20 protein-coding genes are annotated in these 23153 nt (G+C 73.6%); 16 read left to right on the top strand and 4 right to left on the bottom strand.

Going from position 1 to position 23153, the window contains the following annotated elements:
- Positions 1–71: 71 nt before the first annotated feature.
- Entirely contained in the window at positions 72–1874 is a 1803-nt protein-coding gene (locus tag ACIRQY_RS26300) for a glycoside hydrolase family 15 protein (protein ID WP_351789013.1), read from the bottom strand.
- 489 nt (positions 1875–2363) lie between these two features.
- On the opposite strand from ACIRQY_RS26300, the gene ACIRQY_RS26295 reads away from it, so the two are divergent.
- The 13 genes from ACIRQY_RS26295 (at position 2364) to ACIRQY_RS26235 (ending at position 17870) form a co-directional block, all read left to right on the top strand.
- Positions 2364–4022, top strand: a complete 1659-nt coding sequence (locus tag ACIRQY_RS26295; protein WP_351789010.1) for a CTP synthase — start codon at positions 2364–2366, stop codon at positions 4020–4022.
- A gap of 89 nt (positions 4023–4111) precedes the next feature.
- Entirely contained in the window at positions 4112–4738 is a 627-nt protein-coding gene (locus ACIRQY_RS26290) for an NUDIX hydrolase (protein WP_351789007.1), read from the top strand.
- Between the two features lie 339 nt (positions 4739–5077).
- Positions 5078–7063 (top strand): tetratricopeptide repeat protein, encoded by a 1986-nt coding sequence (locus ACIRQY_RS26285; RefSeq protein WP_403929938.1) that lies wholly within the window; start codon positions 5078–5080, stop codon positions 7061–7063.
- 146 nt (positions 7064–7209) lie between these two features.
- Positions 7210–8325 carry an alanine dehydrogenase gene (ald, locus tag ACIRQY_RS26280; RefSeq protein WP_403929935.1) on the top strand — a complete coding sequence of 372 codons (1116 nt, stop codon included), beginning with the start codon at positions 7210–7212 and terminating at the stop codon, positions 8323–8325.
- Between the two features lie 446 nt (positions 8326–8771).
- Positions 8772–9797, top strand: coding sequence for a ParA family protein (locus ACIRQY_RS26275; protein WP_351789048.1), 1026 nt, complete (start codon positions 8772–8774; stop codon positions 9795–9797).
- Positions 9782–10282 carry a hypothetical protein gene (locus ACIRQY_RS26270; RefSeq protein WP_351788998.1) on the top strand — a complete coding sequence of 167 codons (501 nt, stop codon included), beginning with the start codon at positions 9782–9784 and terminating at the stop codon, positions 10280–10282. The genes ACIRQY_RS26275 and ACIRQY_RS26270 overlap by 16 nt, the downstream gene beginning before the upstream one ends.
- A 45-nt stretch (positions 10283–10327) precedes the next feature.
- Complete coding sequence (locus ACIRQY_RS26265; RefSeq protein ID WP_403929932.1) at positions 10328–11314, top strand: segregation and condensation protein A; 987 nt, start codon at positions 10328–10330, stop codon at positions 11312–11314.
- On the top strand, positions 11311–11913 hold the full coding sequence (scpB, locus tag ACIRQY_RS26260; RefSeq protein WP_351788994.1) for an SMC-Scp complex subunit ScpB: 603 nt from the start codon (positions 11311–11313) through the stop codon (positions 11911–11913). Before ACIRQY_RS26265 ends, scpB begins: the two co-directional genes overlap by 4 nt.
- A complete protein-coding gene (locus tag ACIRQY_RS26255; RefSeq protein WP_403929929.1) occupies positions 11913–13379 on the top strand; it encodes a pseudouridine synthase in 1467 nt (488 codons plus the stop codon). The genes scpB and ACIRQY_RS26255 overlap by 1 nt, the downstream gene beginning before the upstream one ends.
- 908 nt (positions 13380–14287) lie before the next feature.
- The gene (locus ACIRQY_RS26250; RefSeq protein ID WP_403929927.1) at positions 14288–15319 is read left to right on the top strand and encodes an AAA family ATPase; all 1032 of its coding nucleotides are present in this window, start codon (positions 14288–14290) and stop codon (positions 15317–15319) included.
- Positions 15316–16053: an NUDIX hydrolase gene (locus ACIRQY_RS26245; protein ID WP_403929924.1), complete on the top strand. Its 738-nt coding sequence runs from the start codon at positions 15316–15318 to the stop codon at positions 16051–16053. Before ACIRQY_RS26250 ends, ACIRQY_RS26245 begins: the two co-directional genes overlap by 4 nt.
- Positions 16050–17081: an ADP-ribosylglycohydrolase family protein gene (locus ACIRQY_RS26240; protein ID WP_403929921.1), complete on the top strand. Its 1032-nt coding sequence runs from the start codon at positions 16050–16052 to the stop codon at positions 17079–17081. Before ACIRQY_RS26245 ends, ACIRQY_RS26240 begins: the two co-directional genes overlap by 4 nt.
- A 3-nt stretch (positions 17082–17084) precedes the next feature.
- A complete protein-coding gene (locus tag ACIRQY_RS26235) occupies positions 17085–17870 on the top strand; it encodes a DNA polymerase beta superfamily protein (protein ID WP_403929918.1) in 786 nt (261 codons plus the stop codon).
- Between the two features lie 27 nt (positions 17871–17897).
- Here ACIRQY_RS26235 and ACIRQY_RS26230 read toward each other — a convergent pair whose 3' ends face one another.
- From ACIRQY_RS26230 to ACIRQY_RS26220, 3 genes are all read right to left on the bottom strand, one after another.
- Positions 17898–18575, bottom strand: coding sequence for a DNA polymerase beta superfamily protein (locus tag ACIRQY_RS26230; protein WP_403929915.1), 678 nt, complete (start codon positions 18573–18575; stop codon positions 17898–17900).
- Positions 18576–18585: 10 nt separating this feature from the next.
- Positions 18586–19035 (bottom strand): Rieske (2Fe-2S) protein, encoded by a 450-nt coding sequence (locus ACIRQY_RS26225; RefSeq protein WP_403929912.1) that lies wholly within the window; start codon positions 19033–19035, stop codon positions 18586–18588.
- 150 nt (positions 19036–19185) lie between these two features.
- On the bottom strand, positions 19186–19521 hold the full coding sequence (locus ACIRQY_RS26220; RefSeq protein WP_403929909.1) for a DUF952 domain-containing protein: 336 nt from the start codon (positions 19519–19521) through the stop codon (positions 19186–19188).
- A gap of 999 nt (positions 19522–20520) precedes the next feature.
- Here ACIRQY_RS26220 and ACIRQY_RS26215 point away from each other — a divergent pair.
- From ACIRQY_RS26215 to ACIRQY_RS26205, 3 genes are all read left to right on the top strand, one after another.
- A complete protein-coding gene (locus ACIRQY_RS26215) occupies positions 20521–21609 on the top strand; it encodes a prephenate dehydrogenase (protein ID WP_351788972.1) in 1089 nt (362 codons plus the stop codon).
- A gap of 190 nt (positions 21610–21799) precedes the next feature.
- On the top strand, positions 21800–22483 hold the full coding sequence (cmk, locus tag ACIRQY_RS26210; RefSeq protein ID WP_351789045.1) for a (d)CMP kinase: 684 nt from the start codon (positions 21800–21802) through the stop codon (positions 22481–22483).
- 53 nt (positions 22484–22536) lie between these two features.
- Positions 22537–23124, top strand: a complete 588-nt coding sequence (locus ACIRQY_RS26205; protein WP_351789042.1) for a lysophospholipid acyltransferase family protein — start codon at positions 22537–22539, stop codon at positions 23122–23124.
- Positions 23125–23153: the final 29 nt, after the last annotated feature.

The following is a 23153-nucleotide window of genomic DNA, read 5'->3' as shown; positions in this document are numbered from 1 at the left end:
CTGTCGAGTGTGTCCTGCGTCACTCCCGGGGTGGTGCCGCTGCCCGGACCACCCCGGGCAGCGGCCCCGTGTCAGCCGCCGTACGCGCCGCTCGCGGTCAGCCGCAGGGCCGTGTCGATCAGCGGCACATGGCTGAAGGCCTGCGGGAAGTTGCCCACCTGCCGCTGGAGCACGGGGTCCCACTCCTCGGCGAGCAGCCCCAGGTCGTTGCGGAGCGCGAGGAGCTTCTCGAAGAGCGTGCGGGCCTCGTCGACCCGTCCGATCATCGCCAGATCGTCCGCCAGCCAGAACGAGCAGGCCAGGAACGCGCCCTCGTCGCCCTCCAGGCCGTCGACCCCCGCCTCCTCGCCGGACGTCGGGTAGCGCAGCACGAAGCCGTCCTCGGTGGACAGCTCCCGCTGGATCGCCTCGATCGTGCCGATGACCCGCTTGTCGTCCGGCGGCAGGAAGCCCATCTGCGGGATCAGCAGCAGCGAGGCGTCCAGCTCCTTGGAGCCGTACGACTGGGTGAAGGTGTTCCGCTCCCGGTCGTAGCCCTTCTCGCAGACGTCCCGGTGGATCTCGTCGCGCAGCTCCCGCCAGCGCTCCAGCGGGCCGTCCGCGTCCCCGGACTCGATGAGCTTGATCGTGCGGTCGACGGCCACCCAGGCCATCACCTTGGAGTGGACGAAGTGGCGGCGCGGGCCGCGCACCTCCCAGATGCCCTCGTCGGGCTGGTCCCAGTGCTTCTCCAGGTACTTGATCAGCTTGATCTGGAGGAGCGAGGCGTAGTCGTTGCGGGAGAGGCCCGTCATGTGCGCGAGGTGGAGGGCCTCGGTGACCTCGCCGTACACGTCCAGCTGGAGCTGGTTGGCGGCGCCGTTGCCGACCCGGACCGGGCCGGAGTTCTCGTACCCCGGCAGCCAGTCCAGCTCCGCCTCGCCGAGCTCCCGCTCGCCCGCGATGCCGTACATGATCTGGAGGTTCTCCGGGTCGCCCGCGACCGCGCGCAGCAGCCAGTCCCGCCAGGCGCGGGCCTCCTCGCGGTAACCGGTGCGCAGCATGGAGGAGAGGGTGATCGCCGCGTCCCGCAGCCAGGTGTAGCGGTAGTCCCAGTTGCGGACGCCGCCGATCTCCTCGGGCAGCGAGGTCGTCGGCGCCGCCACGATCCCGCCGGTCGGCGCGTACGTCAGCGCCTTCAGGGTGATCAGGGAGCGGACCACCGCCTCCCGGTAGGGGCCGTGGTAGGTGCAGTGTTCGACCCAGTCGCGCCAGAAGTCGGCGGTCGCGGTGAGGGCGCCCTCGGGGTCGGGCAGCGCGGGCGGCTCCCGGTGGGAGGGCTGCCAGGACAGCGTGAACGCGATCCGCTCGCCGGGGCCCACGGTGAAGTCGGAGTACGTCGTGAGGTCCTTGCCGTGGGTCTCGGCCTCGGTGTCCAGCCAGACCGAGTCGGGCCCGGCGACGGCGACGGTGCGGTCGCCGACCTTGTGGACCCAGGGCACGATCCGGCCGTAGCTGAACCGCATCCGCAGCGCGGACCGCATCCGGACCCGGCCGGAGACGCCCTCCACGATCCGGATGAGCTGCGGGGCCCCTTCGCGCGGGGGCATGAAGTCGGTCACCCGGACCGTGCCGCGCGGGGTGTCCCACTCGGACTCCAGGACCAGCGAGTCGCCCACGTAGCGGCGCCGGTCGGCCGGGGCGGGATCGGCGTCGGGGGGCCCGGCGGGTCCCACCCGCCAGAACCCGTGTTCCTCGGTGCCGAGCAGTCCCGCGAAGACCGCGTGCGAGTCGAAGCGGGGGAGGCACAGCCAGTCGACGCTGCCGTCCCGGCAGACCAGCGCGGCTGTCTGCATGTCTCCGATGAGTGCGTAATCCTCGATGCGCCCGGCCACGTGCTTCACTCCAGTCGAACGGCCATGTCCGCCCCGCGGGGCGCTTGCTTGGAATCGCGCCGGGGGATGTCGGCCGGCGCCGTTTGTCAGCGGTCAAGGGGTCTTCGACGAGCTCTTGGTCCGGGTGACGGGCGGGGTGGTGCCGCTGGCCGGTCGGCTCGGTGGGGAACGTCCGAGCAGAATACGTCGCACCCTAGTGACCTGGTGATCACACCGGTAACGCCGTTGCTCCGTTCGGGTGAATGAATGCGATCCTCCGCTCCGGAGTGGGCCCCGAGCCGCTATTCGTGTCGCCGTCCGTGTGCACCCGACTGCCCCGTGTGGCCGGAAGCGGTCTCCCGATGTCGCTGATACCCTGGTACCCCGTGGACCGGTGGGAAACGGCGAGAGCCGAGGACACCGAAACCGCAGCGACGGCACCCCCCGATTCTTCCGGAGGGCACGCCGGTACGCACCTCCAAACGCGACCACGGGAGCCCCCTCTTGGCGATGCCGCCCAAAACCACGACGACCAAGCACATCTTCGTCACCGGGGGTGTCGCCTCCTCCCTCGGCAAGGGCCTGACCGCCTCCAGCCTGGGTGCGCTCCTCAAGGCCCGCGGCCTGCGGGTCACGATGCAGAAGCTCGACCCGTACCTGAACGTCGACCCCGGCACGATGAACCCCTTCCAGCACGGCGAGGTGTTCGTCACCAACGACGGCGCCGAGACCGACCTGGACATCGGCCACTACGAGCGCTTCCTCGACGTCGACCTCGACGGCTCGGCCAACGTCACCACCGGCCAGGTCTACTCCCAGGTCATCGCCAAGGAGCGGCGCGGCGAGTACCTCGGTGACACCGTGCAGGTCATCCCGCACATCACCAACGAGATCAAGTCCCGCATCCGCCGGATGGCCGCCGACGACGTCGACGTCGTCATCACCGAGGTCGGCGGCACGGTCGGCGACATCGAGTCGCTGCCGTTCCTGGAGACCGTCCGCCAGGTCCGCCACGAGGTCGGCCGGGACAACGTCTTCGTCGTGCACATCTCGCTGCTGCCCTACATCGGCCCCTCCGGCGAGCTGAAGACCAAGCCGACCCAGCACTCCGTCGCCGCGCTGCGCAACATCGGCATCCAGCCCGACGCGATCGTGCTGCGCGCCGACCGCGAGGTCCCGACCGCCATCAAGCGCAAGATCTCGCTGATGTGCGACGTCGACGAAGCCGCCGTGGTCGCCGCGATCGACGCCAAGTCGATCTACGACATCCCGAAGGTGCTGCACTCCGAGGGCCTGGACGCCTATGTCGTCCGCAAGCTCGACCTGCCCTTCCGCGATGTGGACTGGACCGTCTGGGAGGACCTCCTGGACCGCGTCCACAACCCCGACCACGAGGTCACCGTCGCGCTCGTCGGCAAGTACATCGACCTGCCCGACGCGTACCTCTCGGTCACCGAGGCCATGCGGGCCGGCGGCTTCGCCAACAAGGCGCGCGTCAAGGTCAAGTGGGTCACCTCCGACGACTGCAAGACCCCGGCCGACGCCGAGAAGCAGCTCGGCGACGTCGACGCGGTCCTCATCCCCGGCGGCTTCGGCGACCGCGGTGTGAGCGGCAAGGTCGGCGCGATCCAGTACGCCCGGGAGAACAAGGTGCCGCTGCTCGGCATCTGCCTGGGCCTCCAGTGCATCGTCATCGAGGCGGCCCGGAACCTGGCGGGCATCCCCGAGGCCAACTCCACCGAGTTCGACCCGGCCACCGCGCACCCCGTCGTCTCGACGATGGAGGAGCAGCTGGCGTACGTCGAGGGCGCGGGCGACCTGGGCGGCACCATGCGCCTCGGCCTCTACCCGGCGAAGCTCGCCGAGGGCTCGATCGTCCGCGAGGTCTACGACGACCAGCCGTACGTGGACGAGCGCCACCGGCACCGCTACGAGGTGAACAACTCCTACCGCGCGGAGCTGGAGAAGAAGGCCGGTCTGGTCTTCTCCGGCACCTCCCCGGACAACAAGCTCGTCGAGTACGTCGAGTACCCGCGCGAGATCCACCCCTACCTGGTCGCCACCCAGGCGCACCCGGAGCTCCGCTCCCGCCCGACCCGCCCGCACCCGCTCTTCGCGGGCCTGGTCAAGGCGGCCGTCGAGCGCAAGACGGGCCGGACGGCGAAGTAACCGACCTGTCGGTTCCTGGCGTTACCGTTGCCGGGGTACGGGCCCTTCGAGGGCCCGTACCCCGGTTTTCGTATGTGGGAGGACAGCTCATGCAGGTGAAGGACACCCCGGAGGAGTGGCGGGTCACGGCCACCGCGACCCCCTTCACGGGCAAGAAGACCAGTGTCCGCACGGACGACGTCGAGATGCCGGACGGCACGGTCGCGCGCCGCGACTACCAGGTCCACCCCGGCTCGGTGGCCGTGCTCGCCCTCGACGAGCGGGACCGGGTGCTGGTGCTCCGTCAGTACCGCCACCCCGTGCGGCACAAGCTCTGGGAGATCCCGGCCGGACTCCTCGACGTGCCCGGGGAGAACCCGCTGCGCGCGGCGGAGCGCGAGCTGTACGAGGAGGCGCACGTCAAGGCGGCGGACTGGCGGGTGCTGGCCGACGTCTACACCACGCCGGGCGGCTCCGACGAGGCCGTACGGATCTTCCTCGCCCGGGGCGTCTCGGAGGCGGCGGGGGAGCGCTTCGAGGTCTCCGACGAGGAGGCCGACATGGAGCTGGCCCGGGTGCCGCTCACGGACCTCGTCCGGGGCGTCCTCGCCGGTGAGCTGCACAACAACTGCCTGGTCGTCGGCGTCCTGTCACTGGCCGCCGCGCGGGCGGGCGAGGGCCTGGACGCCCTCCGTCCGGCCGACGCGCCCTGGCCCGCCCGCCCCTTCGAGGCGTAGTGCCCCGGTGGGGCGGGCGGGGGAGGGGGCAGTGCGTGTTCCCGGGGTGTGGGGGTACGGGGTGCCGGCGCCCGGCACCTCGCGGTGGGCGGGAGCGCCCCGGCGTCCGGCCTCCGGCACCTGGCGACGGGTGGTCGCGCCCGGCCCCCGCGACGGGCCCCCGCACGGGCCCTCGGCTCCGGCGAACGGTGGTGCGGTGTGACCATCCGCTGATCCGATCGGGCGATGTGCCCGCCCTGCTCCGCCGGGTCCGTGCCACGCCCTGAACTACGCTCGGAATCGCCCGTGCGGAGTCCCCCGCGGGATCGGCTCGTGCGCAGGTGGACGGGAGCGTGGCCCGTGACGGATCAGGCTGTGGCAGCGGCCGGCAGCCGGCAGTTCTTCGGCCGGCAGCGGGAGTTGAAGGCCCTGCGCGCCGACATCGGGCGGACCGGCCTCGACACCCTCACCGGCCGCAAGGCGCCCCGCGCCCGCGTCCTGCTCATCGCGGGCCGCCCCGGCTCCGGACGCACCGCGCTCGCCGAGGAGCTGATCGCCGGACTCGCGGACCGCTACCCGGACGGGATCTTCCGGGCCCGGCTCACCGAACCCGGCGGCGACCCCGTCCCCACCGCCCGGGTCGCCCGGGAACTGCTGGCCGCCCTCGCGGTCGCCGAACCCCCGGGAGCCGCCGAGGACGAGCTGACCGAACTCGTCCGGGGCGCCCTCGCCGGGCGCCGGGCCGTCCTGGTCCTCGACGACGCCGTCGACGCCGAGCAGGCAGACCCGCTGATCCCCGACAACCCCGACAGCCTGGTGATCGGCGTCGCCCGGGGCCCGCTGACCGGCATCCCCGACGTACGGCCCTGCACCCTCGGCGGACTCGACCCCAAGTCGGCCATCGAACTGCTCACCGCCTACACCGGCTCCGTTCGCGTCACCGTCGACCCGCAGGCCGCGGAGACCCTCGTGGAGGAGTGCGGCGGACTGCCGGCCGCCGTCGTCCTGGCCGGTGGCTGGCTCGCCACCCACCCCAGGATCTCCGTCGCCGACCTCGCCAAGAGGCTCCGGGCCCGCAACGGCGACCCGCTCACCAGGGCCTTCCTCCTCGCCCACGAGGCGCTGCCCGGGACCGCAGCCCGGATACTGCGGTTCCTGGTCCTCGCCCCGCTCGGCCGCGCCGACGCCCACACCGCCTCCGCCCTGGCCGGCTGCTCGGTCTCGGCCGCCGCCACCACCCTCGCCGACTTCGCCGCCCTGGGCGTGGTCCGGGACGTCGGCGACGGCCAGTACGAGGTGCCCGGCCACCTCGTCCCCCTGCTCCGCGCCCAGCTGGAGGAGCACGACCGGCCCGCCGAGGTGCAGCTCGCGCGGGCCCGGATGCTGGAGCGGACCGTACGGCTGCTCCAGTCGTGCCGTGCGGTCACCGAGCCCGAGGACTCGCCCGCCCGCCGGAAGCTGGCCGGTCTGCCCCGTGCCCTGCGCTTCCCGAACGCGACCGAGGCCGCCGCCTGGCTGCGCACCCGGCAGTCCTTCCTGCTCGCCTGCGCCCGGCTCGCCGTCGCCGACGGGGAGCTGGACACCCTGGCCCGCCGACTGGTCGCCTCGCTGGTCAGGGCCCTCGCCGCGCACCGGGGTGCCGAGGCCGCCGCACCCGAGCTGTACGGGCTCCACCGGCTGGTCCTGGACGTGGCCGAGCGGCGGGGCCTGCACCGCGAGCGGGCCGCCGCCCTGCTGAACCTGGCCGATCTCGACGCCCGCACCGGCCGCACCCGGGACGCCCTGGTCCGCTACCGGGCCGCGCTGGACGCAGGACGGGCCGCGAACGACCCGTACGCCACCGGCCGCGCGATGGAATCCGTAGGCGGCTCCTACCAGGAGCTGGGCGACTGGCACCGGGCCGCCGACTGGTACGGGCGGGCGCTCGCCCAGCGGCTCGCCCGGGAGGAGCGCGCCGACCAGGCCCGGCTGTACGGGCGCCTCGGCGCCGTGCAGACGTACGCGGGCCGGTACGGCGAGGCCCTGCGCAACTGGCGGGCCGCCGCGGCGGGGCACCGGCGGATCGACGATCTCCCGGGCTACGCACGGGCGTTGAGCGAGGCGGCCCGGGTCCAGGAGTACGCGGGGCGTCCCGAGGAGTCGCTGCGGACCTGCGAGGAGGCGGTGGAGTGGGCGCGGCGCGCGCAGGACGTCCGGCTCCAGGCGGCGCTCCGGCTGAGGCTGGCCGACACCCTCGACCGGCTCGGCGACCCGGCCGCGGCCCGGCTGCACCGGGCCGCGGCGGACAGACTGCTGGAAACGGAATCCCCTGCCTACGAAATCCGTAGTGGGTCCAGGAAAGATTAGTACTTTGAAAGGCTAGACAGCGGGAAGTCCTTCATTAGACTGGGTCCGCCGCGTGTGAACGTGGTCTGCCCCGGTGTGCCGTGACGCCTCCGGGTATGTATCGCCATGCCCCAGTTATCCCCCTGATTCAAGGACCGTGATCGACGATGAAGGTCGGCATCCCCCGCGAGGTCAAGAACAACGAGTTCCGCGTGGCCATCACCCCCGCCGGTGTCCACGAGCTCGTCCGCCACGGCCACCAGGTGCTCGTCGAGCAGAACGCCGGTGTCGGCTCCTCGATCACGGACGCGGAGTACGTCGCCGCGGGCGCCGAGATCCTCCCCACCGCCGACGAGGTCTGGGCCGCCGCCGACCTGCTGCTCAAGGTCAAGGAGCCCATCGCCGAGGAGTACCACCGCCTCCGCAAGGACCAGACCCTCTTCACCTACCTGCACCTCGCCGCCTCCCGCGAGTGCACGGACGCGCTCCTCGCCTCCGGCACCACCGCCATCGCGTACGAGACCGTCGAGACCGCCAACCGCGCGCTCCCGCTGCTGGCCCCGATGTCCGAGGTCGCGGGCCGGCTGGCCCCGCAGGTCGGCGCCTACCACCTGATGCGCTCGGCCGGCGGCCGTGGCGTCCTCCCTGGCGGCGTCCCCGGCACCCACGCGGGCAGGGCCGTGGTCATCGGCGGCGGCGTCTCCGGCTGGAACGCCACCCAGATCGCCGTCGGCATGGGCTTCCACGTGACCCTGCTCGACAAGGACATCAACAAGCTCCGCGAGGCCGACAAGATCTTCGGCACCCGGGTGCAGACGATCGTCTCCAACGCCTACGAGCTGGAGAAGGCCGTCGTCGAGGCCGACCTCGTCATCGGCGCCGTCCTCATCCCGGGCGCCAAGGCCCCGAAGCTGGTCACCAACGAGCTCGTCGCCAAGATGAAGCCCGGAAGTGTCCTTGTCGACATCGCGATCGACCAGGGCGGCTGCTTCGAGGACTCGCACCCGACCACCCACGCCGAGCCGACCTTCCAGGTCCACAACTCGGTCTTCTACTGCGTCGCCAACATGCCGGGCGCGGTCCCGAACACCTCCACCTACGCCCTCACCAACGCCACGATGCCCTACATCGTGTCGCTGGCGAACAACGGCTGGGTCGAGGCGCTGCGCCGCGACGCCGCCCTCGGTCTGGGCCTCAACACCCATGACGGCAAGGTGGTTTACAAGGAGGTCGCCGAGGCGCACGGCCTCGACCACGTCGAGCTGAGCAGCCTCCTGGGCTGACCCCGGCGGCGCCGTCAACGCGTGCCGTCAATGCCACGCACCCGGCCGGACCTTGTTCGACAAGGTCCGGCCGGTCGTGTCTGCGGACCTGCCGGAACGTTCGGCCAACTCGCCTCGAACGTGACCCTTTAACCGATTCGCGCATCCCCGAAACGTGTGGATGCATGGCTGCGCACCCTTGACAGAGACGTGTTCGGTTGCCGACACATCGGGCCGGGTCCGGCGGATTGTGTTGCTGCGGAGCGGTGACACGCCATAGAGTCGCCAACCGTCGGCATGGTGCCACGCTGACCTATCGATAAATGTTCCTGGTGACATCCAAGGAGGTAAGACGACTTGTGAATGAGTCGACAATTACTCCCGGGAGCGGTGCGCCAGGTGCTCCGATCGGCTCCGTCGCGGTGCGGACCTTCGCGACGCACCAGCCCATGACGACAGCCCACACGATGAAGACGATGGACGGCCTACACGTGAACGCCACGGCCGGCAACGAGATGGGCCGAGAGTCCACCCACTTCGCCGCCTACGACGAGGTGCCCGAGGGGCACTTCTACGACCCCGACGCCGAGTACGAGCCCGACCCGGAGTACGCGGCCACCCTCGCACCCGACGCTGCCCGCCAGCGCCGCGAGCGGATCGGCCCGACCGGACGGCCCCTGCCGTACTTCCCGATCCCCGGTCCCCTGACCGACCACGGCCCCGCGAAGATCATCGCGATGTGCAACCAGAAGGGCGGCGTCGGCAAGACCACGTCGACCATCAACCTGGGTGCCGCGCTCGCCGAGTACGGCCGCCGGGTGCTGCTCGTCGACTTCGACCCGCAGGGAGCCCTGTCGGTCGGCCTCGGCGTGAACCCGATGGAGCTCGACCTCACCGTCTACAACCTGCTCATGGAGCGGGGCATGTCGGCCGACGAGGTCCTCCTCAAGACCGCCGTGCCCAACATGGACCTGCTGCCGAGCAACATCGACCTCTCGGCCGCCGAAGTCCAGCTGGTCAGCGAGGTCGCGCGCGAGTCGACGCTCCAGCGGGCCCTGAAGCCGCTGATGAACGACTACGACTACATCGTGATCGACTGTCAGCCCTCGCTCGGCCTGCTGACCGTGAACGCCCTGACGGCGGCTCACAAGGTCATCGTGCCGCTGGAGTGCGAGTTCTTCGCGCTGCGCGGAGTGGCGCTGCTGACCGAGACCATCGAGAAGGTCCAGGAGCGGCTCAACCCCGAGCTGGAGCTCGACGGCATCCTCGCCACGATGTACGACTCCCGCACGGTGCACAGCCGCGAGGTCCTCGCGCGCGTCGTCGAGGCCTTCGACGAGCACGTCTACCACACGGTCATCGGGCGGACCGTGCGCTTCCCCGAGACCACCGTCGCGGGCGAGCCCATCACCACCTACGCCTCCAACTCGGTGGGTGCCGCCGCCTACCGCCAGCTCGCCAGGGAGGTGCTCGCCCGGTGTCACGCCGAGTGAGTCTGCCCGGGGCCGACGAACTCTTCCGTACGACCGGGGGAACGGCGCTCCAGGCGTCCGCACCCCGCCGGACCGTCCCGGCCCCCTCGGGCGGGGGCGACCCGGCGGCGGCCGAGGGCCCCTCGGAGCACACGGCCGCCGACTCCGAGTCCGCCGAGCCCCGCGCCCGGACGGCGGAGCCGGAGGCCACCGGGCCCAGGACCGCGCCCACCGCCCCGGTGCCCGCACCGGCGGCACGGCGGCGCGGCGGCAGGGCCCCGAACCGGCGGCCCAGCGGCCGTGAGCGTCACGACGAGAAGATCACGGTCTACGTCTCCGCCGAGGAGCTGATGGACCTGGAGCACGCCCGGCTGGTGCTCCGCGGTGAGCACGGTCTCGCCGTGGACCGGGGCCGGATCGTCCGGGAGGCCGTCGCGGTCGTCCTGGCCGACCTGGAGTCCCGGGGCGACGCGAGCATCCTGGTGCGCCGCCTGCGCGGCCGCTGACGGTAGCCTGCGGGCTGCCGCGCTCCCCGTTCTCCCTGGACCTCCATGCACCACGCTCCTGACGAAACGTCCCGCCCGCCGCGCCGCCGCCTCCGGGGCGGCGGCCCGGGGGGACCGGGAGGGGCCGTTCCGCCGCCTCCCGGCAGCCCCGCACGGCCGACGGCCCCCACCGCCCTCCCGGCCCCGGCCGGACCCGCCGGAGCCGCGCGGGGGACCCGGACCGGAGAGGACAGCGGGCGGTTCACCGTCCGGCTGACGAACTTCGAAGGCCCCTTCGACCTGCTCCTCCAGCTCATCGCCCGGCACAGGCTCGATGTCACCGAGATCGCCCTCTCCCGGGTCACCGACGACTTCATGGCGCATCTGCGGGCCCTCGGACCGGACGGCGACCTCGACCGGACCACCGAGTTCCTGGTCGTCGCCGCCACCCTCCTCGACCTCAAGGCCGCCCGGCTGCTGCCCGCCGCCGAGGTGGAGGACGAGGCCGACCTCGCCCTCCTGGAAGCCCGCGACCTGCTCTTCGCCCGGCTCCTCCAGTACCGCGCGTACAAGCAGGTCGCGGCGATCCTGGCGGACCGCTGGGAGGCCGAGGGCCGCCGCCACCCCCGTACCGCAGGACTGGAACCGCAGCACGCCGCGCTGCTCCCCGAGGTCGTCCTCTCCCTCGGCGCGGAGGGACTCGCCCGCCTCGCCGCCGAGGCCATGCGCCCACGGCCCGAGCCCCGGGTCGACATCGGCCACGTCCACGCCCCGCTGGTCAGCGTCCGCGAGCAGGCCGCCGTGGTGGTCGCCCTGCTGCGGGAGCGCGGTGCCGTGCTCTTCCGGGAGCTGATCGAGGACGTCGGCGACGACACCCTGACCGTCGTGGCCCGCTTCCTCGCCCTCCTGGAGCTCTACCGGGACGGGGCCGTGGCCCTCGACCAGGAGACCGCCCTGGGGGACCTCACGGTCTCCTGGACCGGCGGCGACGCCGAGGCCCGCGTCACGGACGAATTCGACCACCCGACCCCCGTCCCGGAGGAACCGGCATGAGCGACCTCAAGCCCGCCCTCGAAGCCGTCCTCATGGTCGTCGACGAGCCCGTCGCCGAGGAGCACCTCGCCAAGGTCCTGGAGCGGGCCCCCGCCGAGGTGGCGGACGCCCTGCGCGAGCTGGCCGAGGAGTACACCGCGCAGGGCCGGGGCTTCGAGCTGCGGCGGGTCGCCGGCGGCTGGCGCTTCTACACCCGCCCCGAGCACGCGGCGGCGGTCGAGGCCTTCGTCCTGGAGGGCCGGCAGGCCCGGCTCACCCGGCCGGCCCTGGAGACGCTCGCGGTCGTCGCGTACCGCCAGCCGGTCGGCCGGTCCCGGGTCTCCGCCGTGCGCGGGGTCAACTGCGACGGCGTGATGCGCACCCTCCTCCAGCGGGGTCTGGTGGAGGAGGCGGGCGCGGAACCCGAAACAGGTGCGATCCTGTATGGGACGACGAACTACTTCCTGGAGCGGATGGGCCTGCGCGGCCTGGACGAGCTCCCCGAGCTGGCGCCCTTCCTCCCCGATGCGGAGGCGGTGGAGCCGGACTCGCTGGAAGGGGTCCCGTCGTTCGATCCGGACATGCCGGATCGTGAGGACGACGACAAGACGGAAGTTTGATGCGAAGCAGCAGCGGCAGGAACAGCAGCGGAAACAACGGCGGGAGCCGTGGTGGCAACAGCGGCGGCCGCGGCGGCAGCAGCGGCGGCTCCGGCCGGGGCGGCTCCGGCGGGGGCGGCGGCTACCGGGGCTCCGGCAGCGGCAGTGGTGGCGGCGGCCGGGGTGGTTCCGGCTCCGGCGGTTACCAGGGCGGCTCCGGCGGTGGCTCCGGGTCCCGTGGCGGCTACCAGGGCGGTTCCGGTTCCGGGCCCCGTGGTGGTTCCGGCGGTGGGTCCGGCTCCCGTGGTGGCTACCAGGGTGGTTCCGGCTCCGGCGGCGGTGGCTACCAGGGCGGCTCCGGCGGTGGCTCCGGGTCCCGTGGTGGCTACCAGGGCGGTTCCGGCTCCGGGTCCCGTGGCGGCTACCAGGGCGGCTCCGGCTCCGGCGGTGGCTACCAGGGCGGCGGCCGGGACGACCAGAAGCGTCCGAGCAACCCGCGCCGACCCCGCCCCGAGGAGCGCTCCTACGACGTGAGCGCCCCCGTCGAGCCCCCGAAGAAGGGCCGTGGCACGGCGGCCCGCGGTGGCGCCAAGGGCGGCCCCAAGGCCCCCCAGGGCGGCACCCCGCCCCGTCGTGGCCCGCACGGGCAGCGGCAGGCCCCGGCGCGCTCGCGCGAGCTGGAGGCCAAGATCGAGCAGCGCAACCGGGAACGGTACGAGGGGCGCCCCGAGGTCCGCACCCCGAAGACCTTCCCCGGCGCCGAGCAGGAGGGCGAGCGCCTGCAGAAGATCCTGGCCCGCGCCGGAATGGGCTCGCGGCGCGCCTGCGAGGAGCTGATCGAGCAGGCCCGTGTCGAGGTCAACGGCGAGATCGTCCTGGAGCAGGGCAAGCGCGTCGACCCGGCGAAGGACGAGATCAAGGTGGACGGCCTGACCGTCGCCACCCAGTCGCACCTGTTCTTCGCCCTGAACAAGCCCGCCGGTGTCGTCTCCACGATGGAGGACCCGGACGGCCGTCAGTCCCTCGGTGACTACGTCAACAACCGTGAGACCCGGCTCTTCCACGTCGGCCGTCTCGACACGGAGACCGAGGGCATCATCCTGCTCACCAACCACGGTGAGCTGGCCCACCGCCTCACGCACCCGAAGTACGGCGTGAAGAAGACCTACCTGGCCGCCATCACCGGCCCGCTGCCCCGCGAGGTCGGCAAGCGGCTCAAGGACGGCATCCAGCTGGAGGACGGCTACGCGCGCGCCGACCACTTCCGCGTGGTTGAGCAGACCGGCAAGAACTACCTGGTCGAGGTCACGCTGCACGAGGGCCGCAAGCACATCGTGCGCCGGATGCTGGCCGAGGCGGGCTTCCCAGTCGAGAAGCTGGTCCGTACGGCCTTCGGCCCGATCGCCCTGGGCGACCAGAAGTCGGGCTGGCTGCGCCGCCTCACCAACACGGAGGTCGGCATGCTGATGAAGGAAGTCGGCATGTAGCACCCGTGCCGTCGTAGGACGCCCCGACGGGCGGCCCGTACGACAGGAACGGCAGGGAAGCCCGTGACCGCCAGGCGGTCACGGGCTTCCCCCATGTGCGGGCCCAGCCTCCCGCTGTGTGGGCCCAGCCTCCCGCGCGGGGTCGTTGGCCCGGTGGTCGCGGTGGTGCGCGACGGTGGTGCGCGGTGCGCCTGCCGCCGGTCCGGGGGCCGACCGGCCGATCCGGACGCGGGAGGGCGGATCGGCCGACCGGTCCGGGGGCGCGGGCGGCCGGTCCGGGCAGGGAGGGGCCGCCGGGTGGATCCGGGTGCGGGAGCCGGTCGTCCGACGGGGGTGAGGGCTGTCGGCTGATCCGATCCGAGGGTGCTTCCGGTCTTGTGGCCGCCCTCCGCCCACCTTTATAGTCAACGTGACTCTTAAGGAGGGGGTGTGCGGCTCGTGAACACGACGGAATCCCGGACCCCGCTCCTCCACCGGGTCGGGTCCCGCGTCGGCAACCGCCCCAGGACCGTCCTCACCGCCCCCGCCCCGCGCGGCCGGTGGACCTGGACCCACGGGGGTGGACCAGGCTCCGACCCCCTTCCGGGGCGCCACACCACGCGCCCCGGAAGGCCACGGCCGTGCGCGGCGGGGCCGGTGAGGACACCGGGAGCGGCCCGCGCGCCCGAAGGAGTACGGACCCCGGGAGGCGTGCGCGCCTCCGGCGGGGCGGGGGCCTTCGGAGGCGTACGCCCGCTCGAAGGCCGGGGCGCCTCCGAAGCCGTACGCTCCCCGGGCCCCGCCGCCACCTGTGGGGCCGCCCGCCAGGGCGGTACCGCCGAGTCCCCGTGCCCCGCCCCGGGAGTCCGCCGCGCCCGCCTCCCCGGCCCGCCGCCCGGACGGGCGGCCGTACCTCCGAGGGCCGACGCGTGAAGCGTTACGGGCACGGTCTGGTCGTCGGCAGGTTCCATCCGCCGCACGCCGGTCACCACCACCTCGTGGCCACCGCCCGCGAGCGCTGCGAACGGCTCACCGTCCTCGTCCGCGCCTCCGCCGCCGACTCCCTGACCCTCGACGAGCGCGTCGCCTGGATGCGCGAGACGCACCCCGACGCCCTCGTCGTCGGCGCCCCCGCCGACGGCGCCGACACCCCGACCGCCCGCGCGGCCGCCCTCCGGGCCGCCGTGCCCGAACGTATCGACGCCGTCTTCACCTCGGCGGCCCACCCGGAGGAGCCGGGCCGCCGCCTCGGCGCCGCGACCGTCCGCGTCGACTCCGGACACCTCGGCCTCCCCGCCTCCGAAGCCGTCCGCGCCGACCCCGCCGGCTGCTGGGACCACCTCGCGCCGCCCGTGCGCGCCGCCCTCACCCGGCGGGTCGTCGTCCTGGGCGCCGAGTCCACCGGCGCCACCACCATGACCCTCGCCCTCACCGGCCACTACCGGCGGCGCGGCGGAGTCTGGGCCCGCACCCGGTACGTGGCGGGCCACGAGGACGACGCCCCCGGCGCCCGCCACCACGACCGCCCCCCGCGCTCCGTCGACTTCCCCGTCCTCGCCCAGTGCCGGGCCGATCGGGAGGAGGAGGCCGCCCGCGACGGCGCCCCCGTCCTCTTCTGCGACACCGACGCCTTCGCCACCACCATCTGGCACGAGCGCCACACCGGCACCAGCAGCCCCGCCGTCGGCGAGATCGCCGCCCGGGGCCGCCAGCACCTCTGGCTGCTCACCGACCACCGGGGCGTCCCGTACGAACCCACCGGGGACACGGCCCGCCGGGACGGCGACCGGCTGCGGCCCTGGATGACCGCCCGCTTCCTCACCCAGCTCACCCGCACCGGCCGCCGTACGGCCGTCCTCACCGGCCCGCACGAGGAGCGGCTCGCGGCGGCGGTCGCCGCCGTCGACGCCCTCCTCGCCGAGGGCTGGGGCCTCACCGAACCGCCGGAGGAACCCCGATGAACGGACACCGGACACCCCAGGGGTACGACCCCCGCGCCTTCGAGCCCTTCGCCGTCACCGTGGACCTCGCCGTCCTCACCGTCCGCGAGGAACGCCTCCACGTCCTGCTCGTCGAGCGCGGCCGGGAGCCGTACGCCGGAGCCTGGGCGCTGCCCGGCGGCTTCGTCCTGCCCCGGGAGTCCGCCGAGCTGGCCGCCCGCCGGGAACTCGCCGAGGAGACCGGACTCTCCGACACCACCGTCGCCGGGCTCCACCTCGAACAGCTCCGCACCTACAGCGCACCCGAGCGCGACCCGAGGATGCGGGTCGTCTCCGTCGCCTTCACCGCACTCGTCCCCGACCCGCCCGAACCGCGCGGCGGCGGCGACGCGGCCCAGGCGCGCTGGATGCCGTACGACACCGTCCGGGGGCTGGCCTTCGACCACGACCGCATCCTCGCCGACGCCCACGAGCGGGTCGGCGCCCGACTGGAGTACACCTGTCTCGCGACCGCCTTCTGCCCGCCCGAGTTCACCCTTGGCGAGCTGCGGCAGATCTACGAGACGGTCTGGGGCGTCCCGCTCGACCGCCCCAACTTCCGGCGCAAGGTCCTCGCCACGCCCGGATTCGTCCGGGCCGTCGAAGGACCTCCGCGCCTCACCGGCGGACGCGGGAAACCGGCCGCTCTCTACCGGGCGGGCGGGGCCACCGCCCTCCACCCGCCACTGCTGCGACCGGAAGGACCGACCGAATGAACCCCACCCACCCCGCGACCAAGCGCGCCGCCACGGGCTCCCTGATCGGCCTCGCGCTGGGCGACGCGCTCGGCTTCCCGACCGAGTTCAACGACGTGCCCGCGATCCTCGCGAAGAGCGGGCCCTGGCGGGAGACGGCCCTGCCCGTCAGCAACGGCACGGCGTACATCACCGACGACACCCAGATGACCCTCGCCCTCGCGCGGGCCGTCCGCACCGCCACGGACCTCGGCGTCCTGGCCCCGTCGAGCCTGGCCCGGCCCCTGCGGGAGGAGTTCGTCGCCTGGTACCACTCGCCGGAGAACAACCGTGCCCCCGGCAACACCTGCCTCCGGGGCTGCGCACTCCTCGACGGCGACCGGCCCTGGCAGGACGCCAGCCAGATCGGCTCCAAGGGCTGCGGCGCCAACATGCGGGTCGCGCCCATCGGACTCGTCCCCGGGCTCAGCGAGGAGCAGCGGGCGGGGGCCGCGCAGCTCCAGTCGGGACTGACCCACGGCCACCCGACCGCGCTCGCCGCCTCCGACCTGACCGCCCGCGCCGTGCACCTCCTCGCCCGGGGCGCCGACCCGGCGGGACTGGTCGGACAGCTCCGCTCGTACGCGTACGAGAACCGCTCCCGCTACCACGAGCGCTGGCTCGGCGACCTGTGGACCCGCTCCCACGACGCCTCCGCCGAGTCCTTCGTCCGGCGCGGCTGGGACGAGTGCCTGGCCGTCCTCGAACGCCTGGACGCCGTCCAGCGCACGGCGGACCCGGAGCTCGACCCCTGTACGTACACCGGTGACGGCTGGATCGCCGAGGAGGCCCTCGCCACCGGCCTCCTCTGCTTCCTCCTCTTCCCCGGCGAGCCCCTCACCGTCCTGCGCCGGGCCGCCTGCACCCGGGGCGACTCCGACTCGATCGCCGCCCTCGCGGGGGCCTTCGCCGGGGCCCACCTCGGTGGCGACGCCTGGCCGAAGGAGTGGGAGGAGCACATCGAGCACCGGAGCGACCTGCTGAGCTTCGGAGCGCTCTGGGATGCTTGATCCATGACGCTCACCCTGGACACCGCGGGCACCGCGGGCACGGCCCTCGACACCGACCTCGCCGCCGTCGTGGCCGAACAGCCCTACCCACTGCTCTTCGCGACGGTCTCGGGTGCCCATCTGTACGGCTTCCCGTCCCACGACTCGGACGTGGACCTGCGGGGCGTCCACCTGCTCCCGGTGGACGCCCTCATCGGGCTCCGCGAACCCGAGGAGACCCGGGGCCGGATGTGGGACAGGGACGGCGTCGAGATGGACCTGGTCACCCACGACCTGCGGAAGTTCGTCCGGTTGATGCTCCGCCGCAACGGCTACGTCCTGGAGCAGCTCACCTCCCCGCTCGTCGCGCACACCACGGACGTCCACGCGGAGCTGGTCTCCCTGGTGCCCCGGGTGCTCACCCGTCACCACGCCCACCACTACCGGGGATTCGCCGGGACGCAGTGGCGGCTGTTCGAGAGCGGCGGCGAACTCAAGCCGCTGCTCTACACCTACCGGGCGCTGCTCACCGGCATCCACCTCATGCGCGCGGGGGAGGTGCAGGCCCATCTGCCGACGCTCGTCGAGGAGGTTCCCGAGGCGCCCGCCCGGCTGCCCGGTCTCGTCGCCGCGAAGGCAGCGGCGGAACACGGGCCCGCCGAGGTGGACGTCGAGGAGGTCAGGGCCGAGACGGAGGCCCTGCACGCCGTCCTCGACGCGGCCCGGGACGCGTCCTCACTGGGAGAGGCACCGGAGGCCCACGACCTGCTGCACGACCTCGTCGTACGGGCCCGGCTCGTGGCCTTCTGAGACGTGTCCGGAGCGGCTCCGGGGCTCTCAGACCGTGGTGCGGCGGGCGCGGACCAGGAAGTCCTCGACCCTCGCGCGGTCCGGGGCGGCCGGGAGGGGGGTGGTGTCGCGGGCGCGGTCGGCCTCCTCGACGAGCCGGTTCATCCGGGCCTCGACCTCCGGCCAGGGCACCTCGCCGCGCTTGACCGCGAGCAGCGCCTCGCGGTCCTCGCCGACGTCGATCCGCAGCTCGCCGGTGCGCAGCAGGTCCCGGCAGCTCGCCAGGAGCCGCAGCAGGTGCATGGCGTGCTTCCAGCGCGGACGGCCGTACTGGCGCACGTCCGCCTCCAGCTTGCGGCGCTGGCCCTGCGCGTACCGGACGAAGGTGGTGTGGGCCCCCCGGGAGAGGAAGGCGCCGCGCAGCGAGAGCAGCTCGCGGCCGAGGGCGTCGGCGTGCTCGACGACGGGGGAGTGGAGGCACTCCAGGACGTTCGGGTTGTTGCGCAGGGCCAGCTCGCAGAACCGTTCCAGCTCCCAGCTGAACTGCTCCTCGGCGGGCCCCTCCACATGAGCCGGGGGCTTGCCGAAGCGCCAGAACAGCGGTGCCGGGGCGAGATAGACGCCCCGGCGGTCCGTGTCGCTGTCCTCGGTCGCGAGACCGAACGCGCGGGAGCCCATGACACAGGAGTAGATCGTGTGGTCGCGCACCAGTTCGTCCGGGGTCATACGGCTCAGGCTACGCGAGCGTGATCTCCTCCCCGGAGACGGTGATCCGCTCCGCCGGGAGCGGCCGGGGCGCCGGGCCCCGCGCCACCGAACCGTCCGCGATCCGGTACCGGGAACCGTGACAGGGGCAGTCGATCGTGCCGTCGGCGACCTTGTCCACGAGACAGCCCTGATGGGTGCAGACCGCGGAGAACGCCTTGAACTCCCCGGCCTTCGGCTGGGTGACGACCACCTTCCGGTCGGCGAAGACCGTGCCGCCGCCGACCGGGATCTCGGAGGTCCTGGCCAGGACGGTGCCCCCGGGAGCCTCCGACGAGCCGCCGCCCGTCGTGGCCGGGGCGCTCGCCTCCGGGGTCCCGGTGTCCGTGCCGCCCCCGCCCCCGCCGCTCGCACCGCAGCCCGTCGTCAGCGCGGCGGCGGTGAGCAGGACGGTACGGCGGCCGGTGGCGTGTGAAGTCATACGGCCAGCTTGGCGCCGGACCGGCGGAGGACCGGGCGACACGCCCCGGGGCGCGCCCGGAAGGCCCCGCCCGGTCCCGTACCCCGCCCGGTCCCGTGCCCGGCTCGGGTCGGACCCGGCCCGGCCCTTGCCCGGCGCGGAGGGGAAGCCCTATGCCCGGGGGACCAGCTCCCGCACACGGCCGTCCGCGTCCCGCCGTACCTCCAGGACCGAGGTGACCGCCGTCCGTTCCACCGGCCCGTACACGTGCGGGAACAGCGTCCCGCCCGATCCCTCCCGGCGGACCTCGGAGGTCAGCAGCTCCTCGTCGATCACCAGGACGAGCAGCGGCCCCGGCACCTCCCGGTAGTGGGCGTCCACGACCGCGAGGGCGGCCGGTCCGTCCGCCGAGCAGTGGACGAAGCCCTCGGCCGCGAGGGACGCGGGGGCGTAGGGGCCCTCGGGGGCGGCCGACCAGTCGGCCAGGGGTACGACGTGCAGGAGCATGCCGACAGTTCTACCGCGTGGCGGGACCGCCGGGCGCACCGCCGTCGAGTGGCGGGACCCCTCGGTTCGGACGAGATTGGGCGTGTTCCACGCCGTGGCGCGCGTATCGGACGGTCCGCGCGGAGCCGTACCGCCATCAGGAGTGACCGGTGCCAGGGTGACCGGTATCGGGAAGTCACCGGTAACGGATATCGGCTCGTCGCCGGTACCGGCATGGGGTCACGCGGGCCGTCGACGGGCCCACCCCCACCGGCGCGCTGCCTGAGGCTCCCCGGAGGATGCCGTCCGAAGGCGGGCCGCCACTCCGGTCCGACCGTGCGCCGTGTCTCGCGGGGCGGGCGCCGCGCGACCCCGGACCGGGCCCTGACTAGGCTGAACGGAGCACTGACGCAGACGAGGGAGTCACGACGTGGCGGTACGAGCGGTCCGAGGAACCGTCCGGCGGGACCGGGACGGTGCCGGACACCCGTGTGAGCGGGGCGGGGAGCCGCTCGCCGCCGTTCCCGTACCCGCCGTCCCCGCACCCGGCGCGTCGGTGACCGGCGGCCCCCTCGGCCCCCGGTCCGCCGCCGTTCCCGGCCGTCCGGACACCGTACGGACGCCAGGCTCACGGACCGCCCCCGCACCGACCGTTTCCGCACGGACCACGGGCGGACGGGCCACGGGCCCAGCCGACCTGATCCGCGCCCGAGCCCCCCGCGCCGAACGCCTGACGCCCCCGGCCGCCCGCCCCCTAGGGCGTGTTTCGAAAGTCCCGCCTGCCTGGCGGCGTCTGGCACGCACGCTCGCCGCGTTGTCGGGATCACCCCGATACATCCAGTACCGGGGCGACCCTCCGCCTTGCGATCGCACGCACCAGACGCCGCCAGGCCTGCCCTCCGGACAGACGGCGCCACTTTTGAAACACGCCCTGGCCCGTGTCGGGACCGGCCTCCCGAAGCCCCGGACCGCGTCCGCCCGCCCCGGCGCCGCGACCGCCCTGCGCAAGGACATCACCCCGTGAGAACAGCGCTCGTCATCGGCACCGGACTGATCGGCACCTCCGCCGCCCTCGCCCTCGCGGGCAGGGGCGTCACCGTCCACCTCCGCGACCACGACCCGTCCCGTGCCCGCACGGCCGCCGCCCTCGGCGCGGGCACCGAGGCACCCCCCGAGGGCCCGGTGGACCTCGTCGTCGTCGCCGTGCCCCCCGCGCACGTCGCCGCCACCCTCGCGGAGGCCATGACCGCCGGGCTCGCCCGCGGCTACCTCGACGTCGCCAGCGTCAAGGGCGGCCCCCAGCGGGAGCTCGCGGCCCGGGGCCTCGACCTCACCCCGTACATCGGCACCCACCCCATGGCGGGCAAGGAGCGCTCCGGGCCGCTCGCGGGCACCGCCGACCTCTTCGAGGGCCGCCCCTGGGTCCTCACCCCCACCCGGGACACCGACACCGAGGTCCTCAACCTCGCCCTGGAACTCGTCGCCCTCTGCCGGGCCGTCCCCGTCGTCATGGACGCCGACGCCCACGACCGGGCGGTCGCCCTCGTCTCGCACACCCCGCAGCTGGTCTCCTCGATGGTCGCCGCGCGCCTGGAGGCGGCCGAGGAGTCGGCCGTACGGCTCTGCGGACAGGGCATCAGGGACGTCACCCGGATCGCCGCCTCCGACCCGCGCATGTGGATCGACATCCTCTCCGCCAACCCGGGCCCGGTCGCCGACGTCCTCTCCGGCGTCGCCGCCGACCTCGACGAGACCGTCCGCGCCCTGCGCTCCCTCCAGTCCGCCGACGAGGACCGGCGCAGGGAAGGCGCCTCGGGCGTCGAGGACGTCCTGCGCCGGGGCAACGCCGGACGCGCCCGCGTCCCCGGCAAGCACGGCGCCGCCCCCGCCGTCTACGAGACCGTCGTCGTCCTCATCAGCGACCAGCCGGGCGAGCTGGCCCGGATCTTCGCCGACGCGGGGCGCGCCGGGGTCAACGTCGAGGACGTCCGCATCGAACACGCGACCGGGCAGCAGGCGGGTCTCGTCCAGCTCATGGTGGAGCCCTCGGAGGCCCCGGTCCTCGGCAAGGCGCTCCAGGAGCGCGGCTGGGCCCTGCGGACGGGCTGAGAGCACGGTCCGGCGGGGTCCCGGCCACCGGCCCCGCCGCCGTGACGGCGGGCGCCGCCGGCGGGTCCCGGCCCGGCCGGGCACGGCCTGGGCCGAACGGGTGCGTGGGACTCGGTAACCTTGTGGAGGCCCCCGCGACTCCGCCGGGCCCCGCCGCTCACCCCAGGAAGGTGTTCCCACCGTGGAATCCGTGATCGTCGCCATCGACGGGCCCTCCGGCACGGGCAAGTCCAGCACCTCGAAGGCGGTCGCCGCCGAGCTGGGGCTGAGCTACCTCGACACCGGCGCCCAGTACCGGGCGATCACCTGGTGGATGATCAGCAACGGGGTGGACGTCCACGACGCCGACGCCGTGGCCAACGCCGCCGCCAAGCCCGTCATCGTCTCCGGTACGGACCCGGCCCGGCCGACCATCACCGTGGACGGCGCCGACGCGGCCGGTCCCATCCGGACCGAGGAGGTCACCTCCAAGGTCAGCGCCGTGAGCGCCGTCCCCGAGGTGCGGACCCTCATCACCGAGCTCCAGCGCTCCATCGCGAAGAGCGCCGCGCACGGCATCGTCGTCGAGGGCCGGGACATCGGCACCACCGTCCTGCCCGACGCCGACCTGAAGATCTTCCTCACCGCCTCGCCCGAGGCCCGTGCCGCCCGCCGCTCCGGCGAGCTGAAGGGCGCCGACGTCAGCGCCACCAGGGAAGCCCTGGTCAAGCGGGACGCGGCCGACTCCAGCCGGAAGACCTCCCCGCTGGCCAAGGCCGACGACGCCGTCGAGGTCGACACCACCGAGCTCACCCTCGACCAGGTCATCGAGTGCGTCGTCACTCTGGTGGACGAGCGGCGCACGGGTGTGCGGAAGCGGGCGGCCGCCCAGTGACCCCGCCCTCGGAGAAGGGCGCCGTCATCGGCCGTCGCATCGGCATCGGGCTGATGTACGGCTTCTGGAAGCCGCGCGTCCTCGGCGCCTGGCGGGTACCGGCCTCCGGTCCCGTCATCCTCGCCGTCAACCACGCGCACAACATCGACGGCCCCATGCTCATGGGCACCTCGCCCCGGCCCGTGCACTTCCTCATCAAGAAGGAGGCGTTCGTCGGCCCGCTCGGCGGCTTCCTGGAGGGCATCGGGCAGGTCAAGGTGGACCGTGAGGGCACCGACCGCACCGCGATAGCGGGCGCCCTGGGCGTCCTGGAGCAGGGCGGCGTCCTCGGGATCTTCCCCGAGGGCACCCGGGGCGAGGGCGACTTCGCCTCGCTCCGCGCGGGCCTGGCGTACTTCGCCGTCCGCGGCGGGGCGCCGATCGTCCCGGTCGCCGTGCTCGGCAGCACCGACCGCAGAGGACGGCTGGTCAAGGCCCTGCCTCCGCTGCGCGGCCGCGTCGACGTCGTCTTCGGCGACGCCTTCGAGGCGGGCGACGGCTCCGGCCGCCGCACCCGCAAGGCGCTGGACGAGGCCACCGTACGCATCCAGGGGAAGCTCACCGCCCACCTGGAAAACGCCAGGCGCCTCACCGGGCGCTGAGCGAGACTCTCAGTAGTGGGCCCCGCGGC

Source organism: Streptomyces sp. NPDC101490, from assembly GCF_044767145.1.
GTDB lineage: Bacteria > Actinomycetota > Actinomycetes > Streptomycetales > Streptomycetaceae > Streptomyces.
The sequence above is the reverse complement of the archived record's forward strand: the minus strand, read 5'-3'. Positions and strand labels throughout refer to the sequence as shown.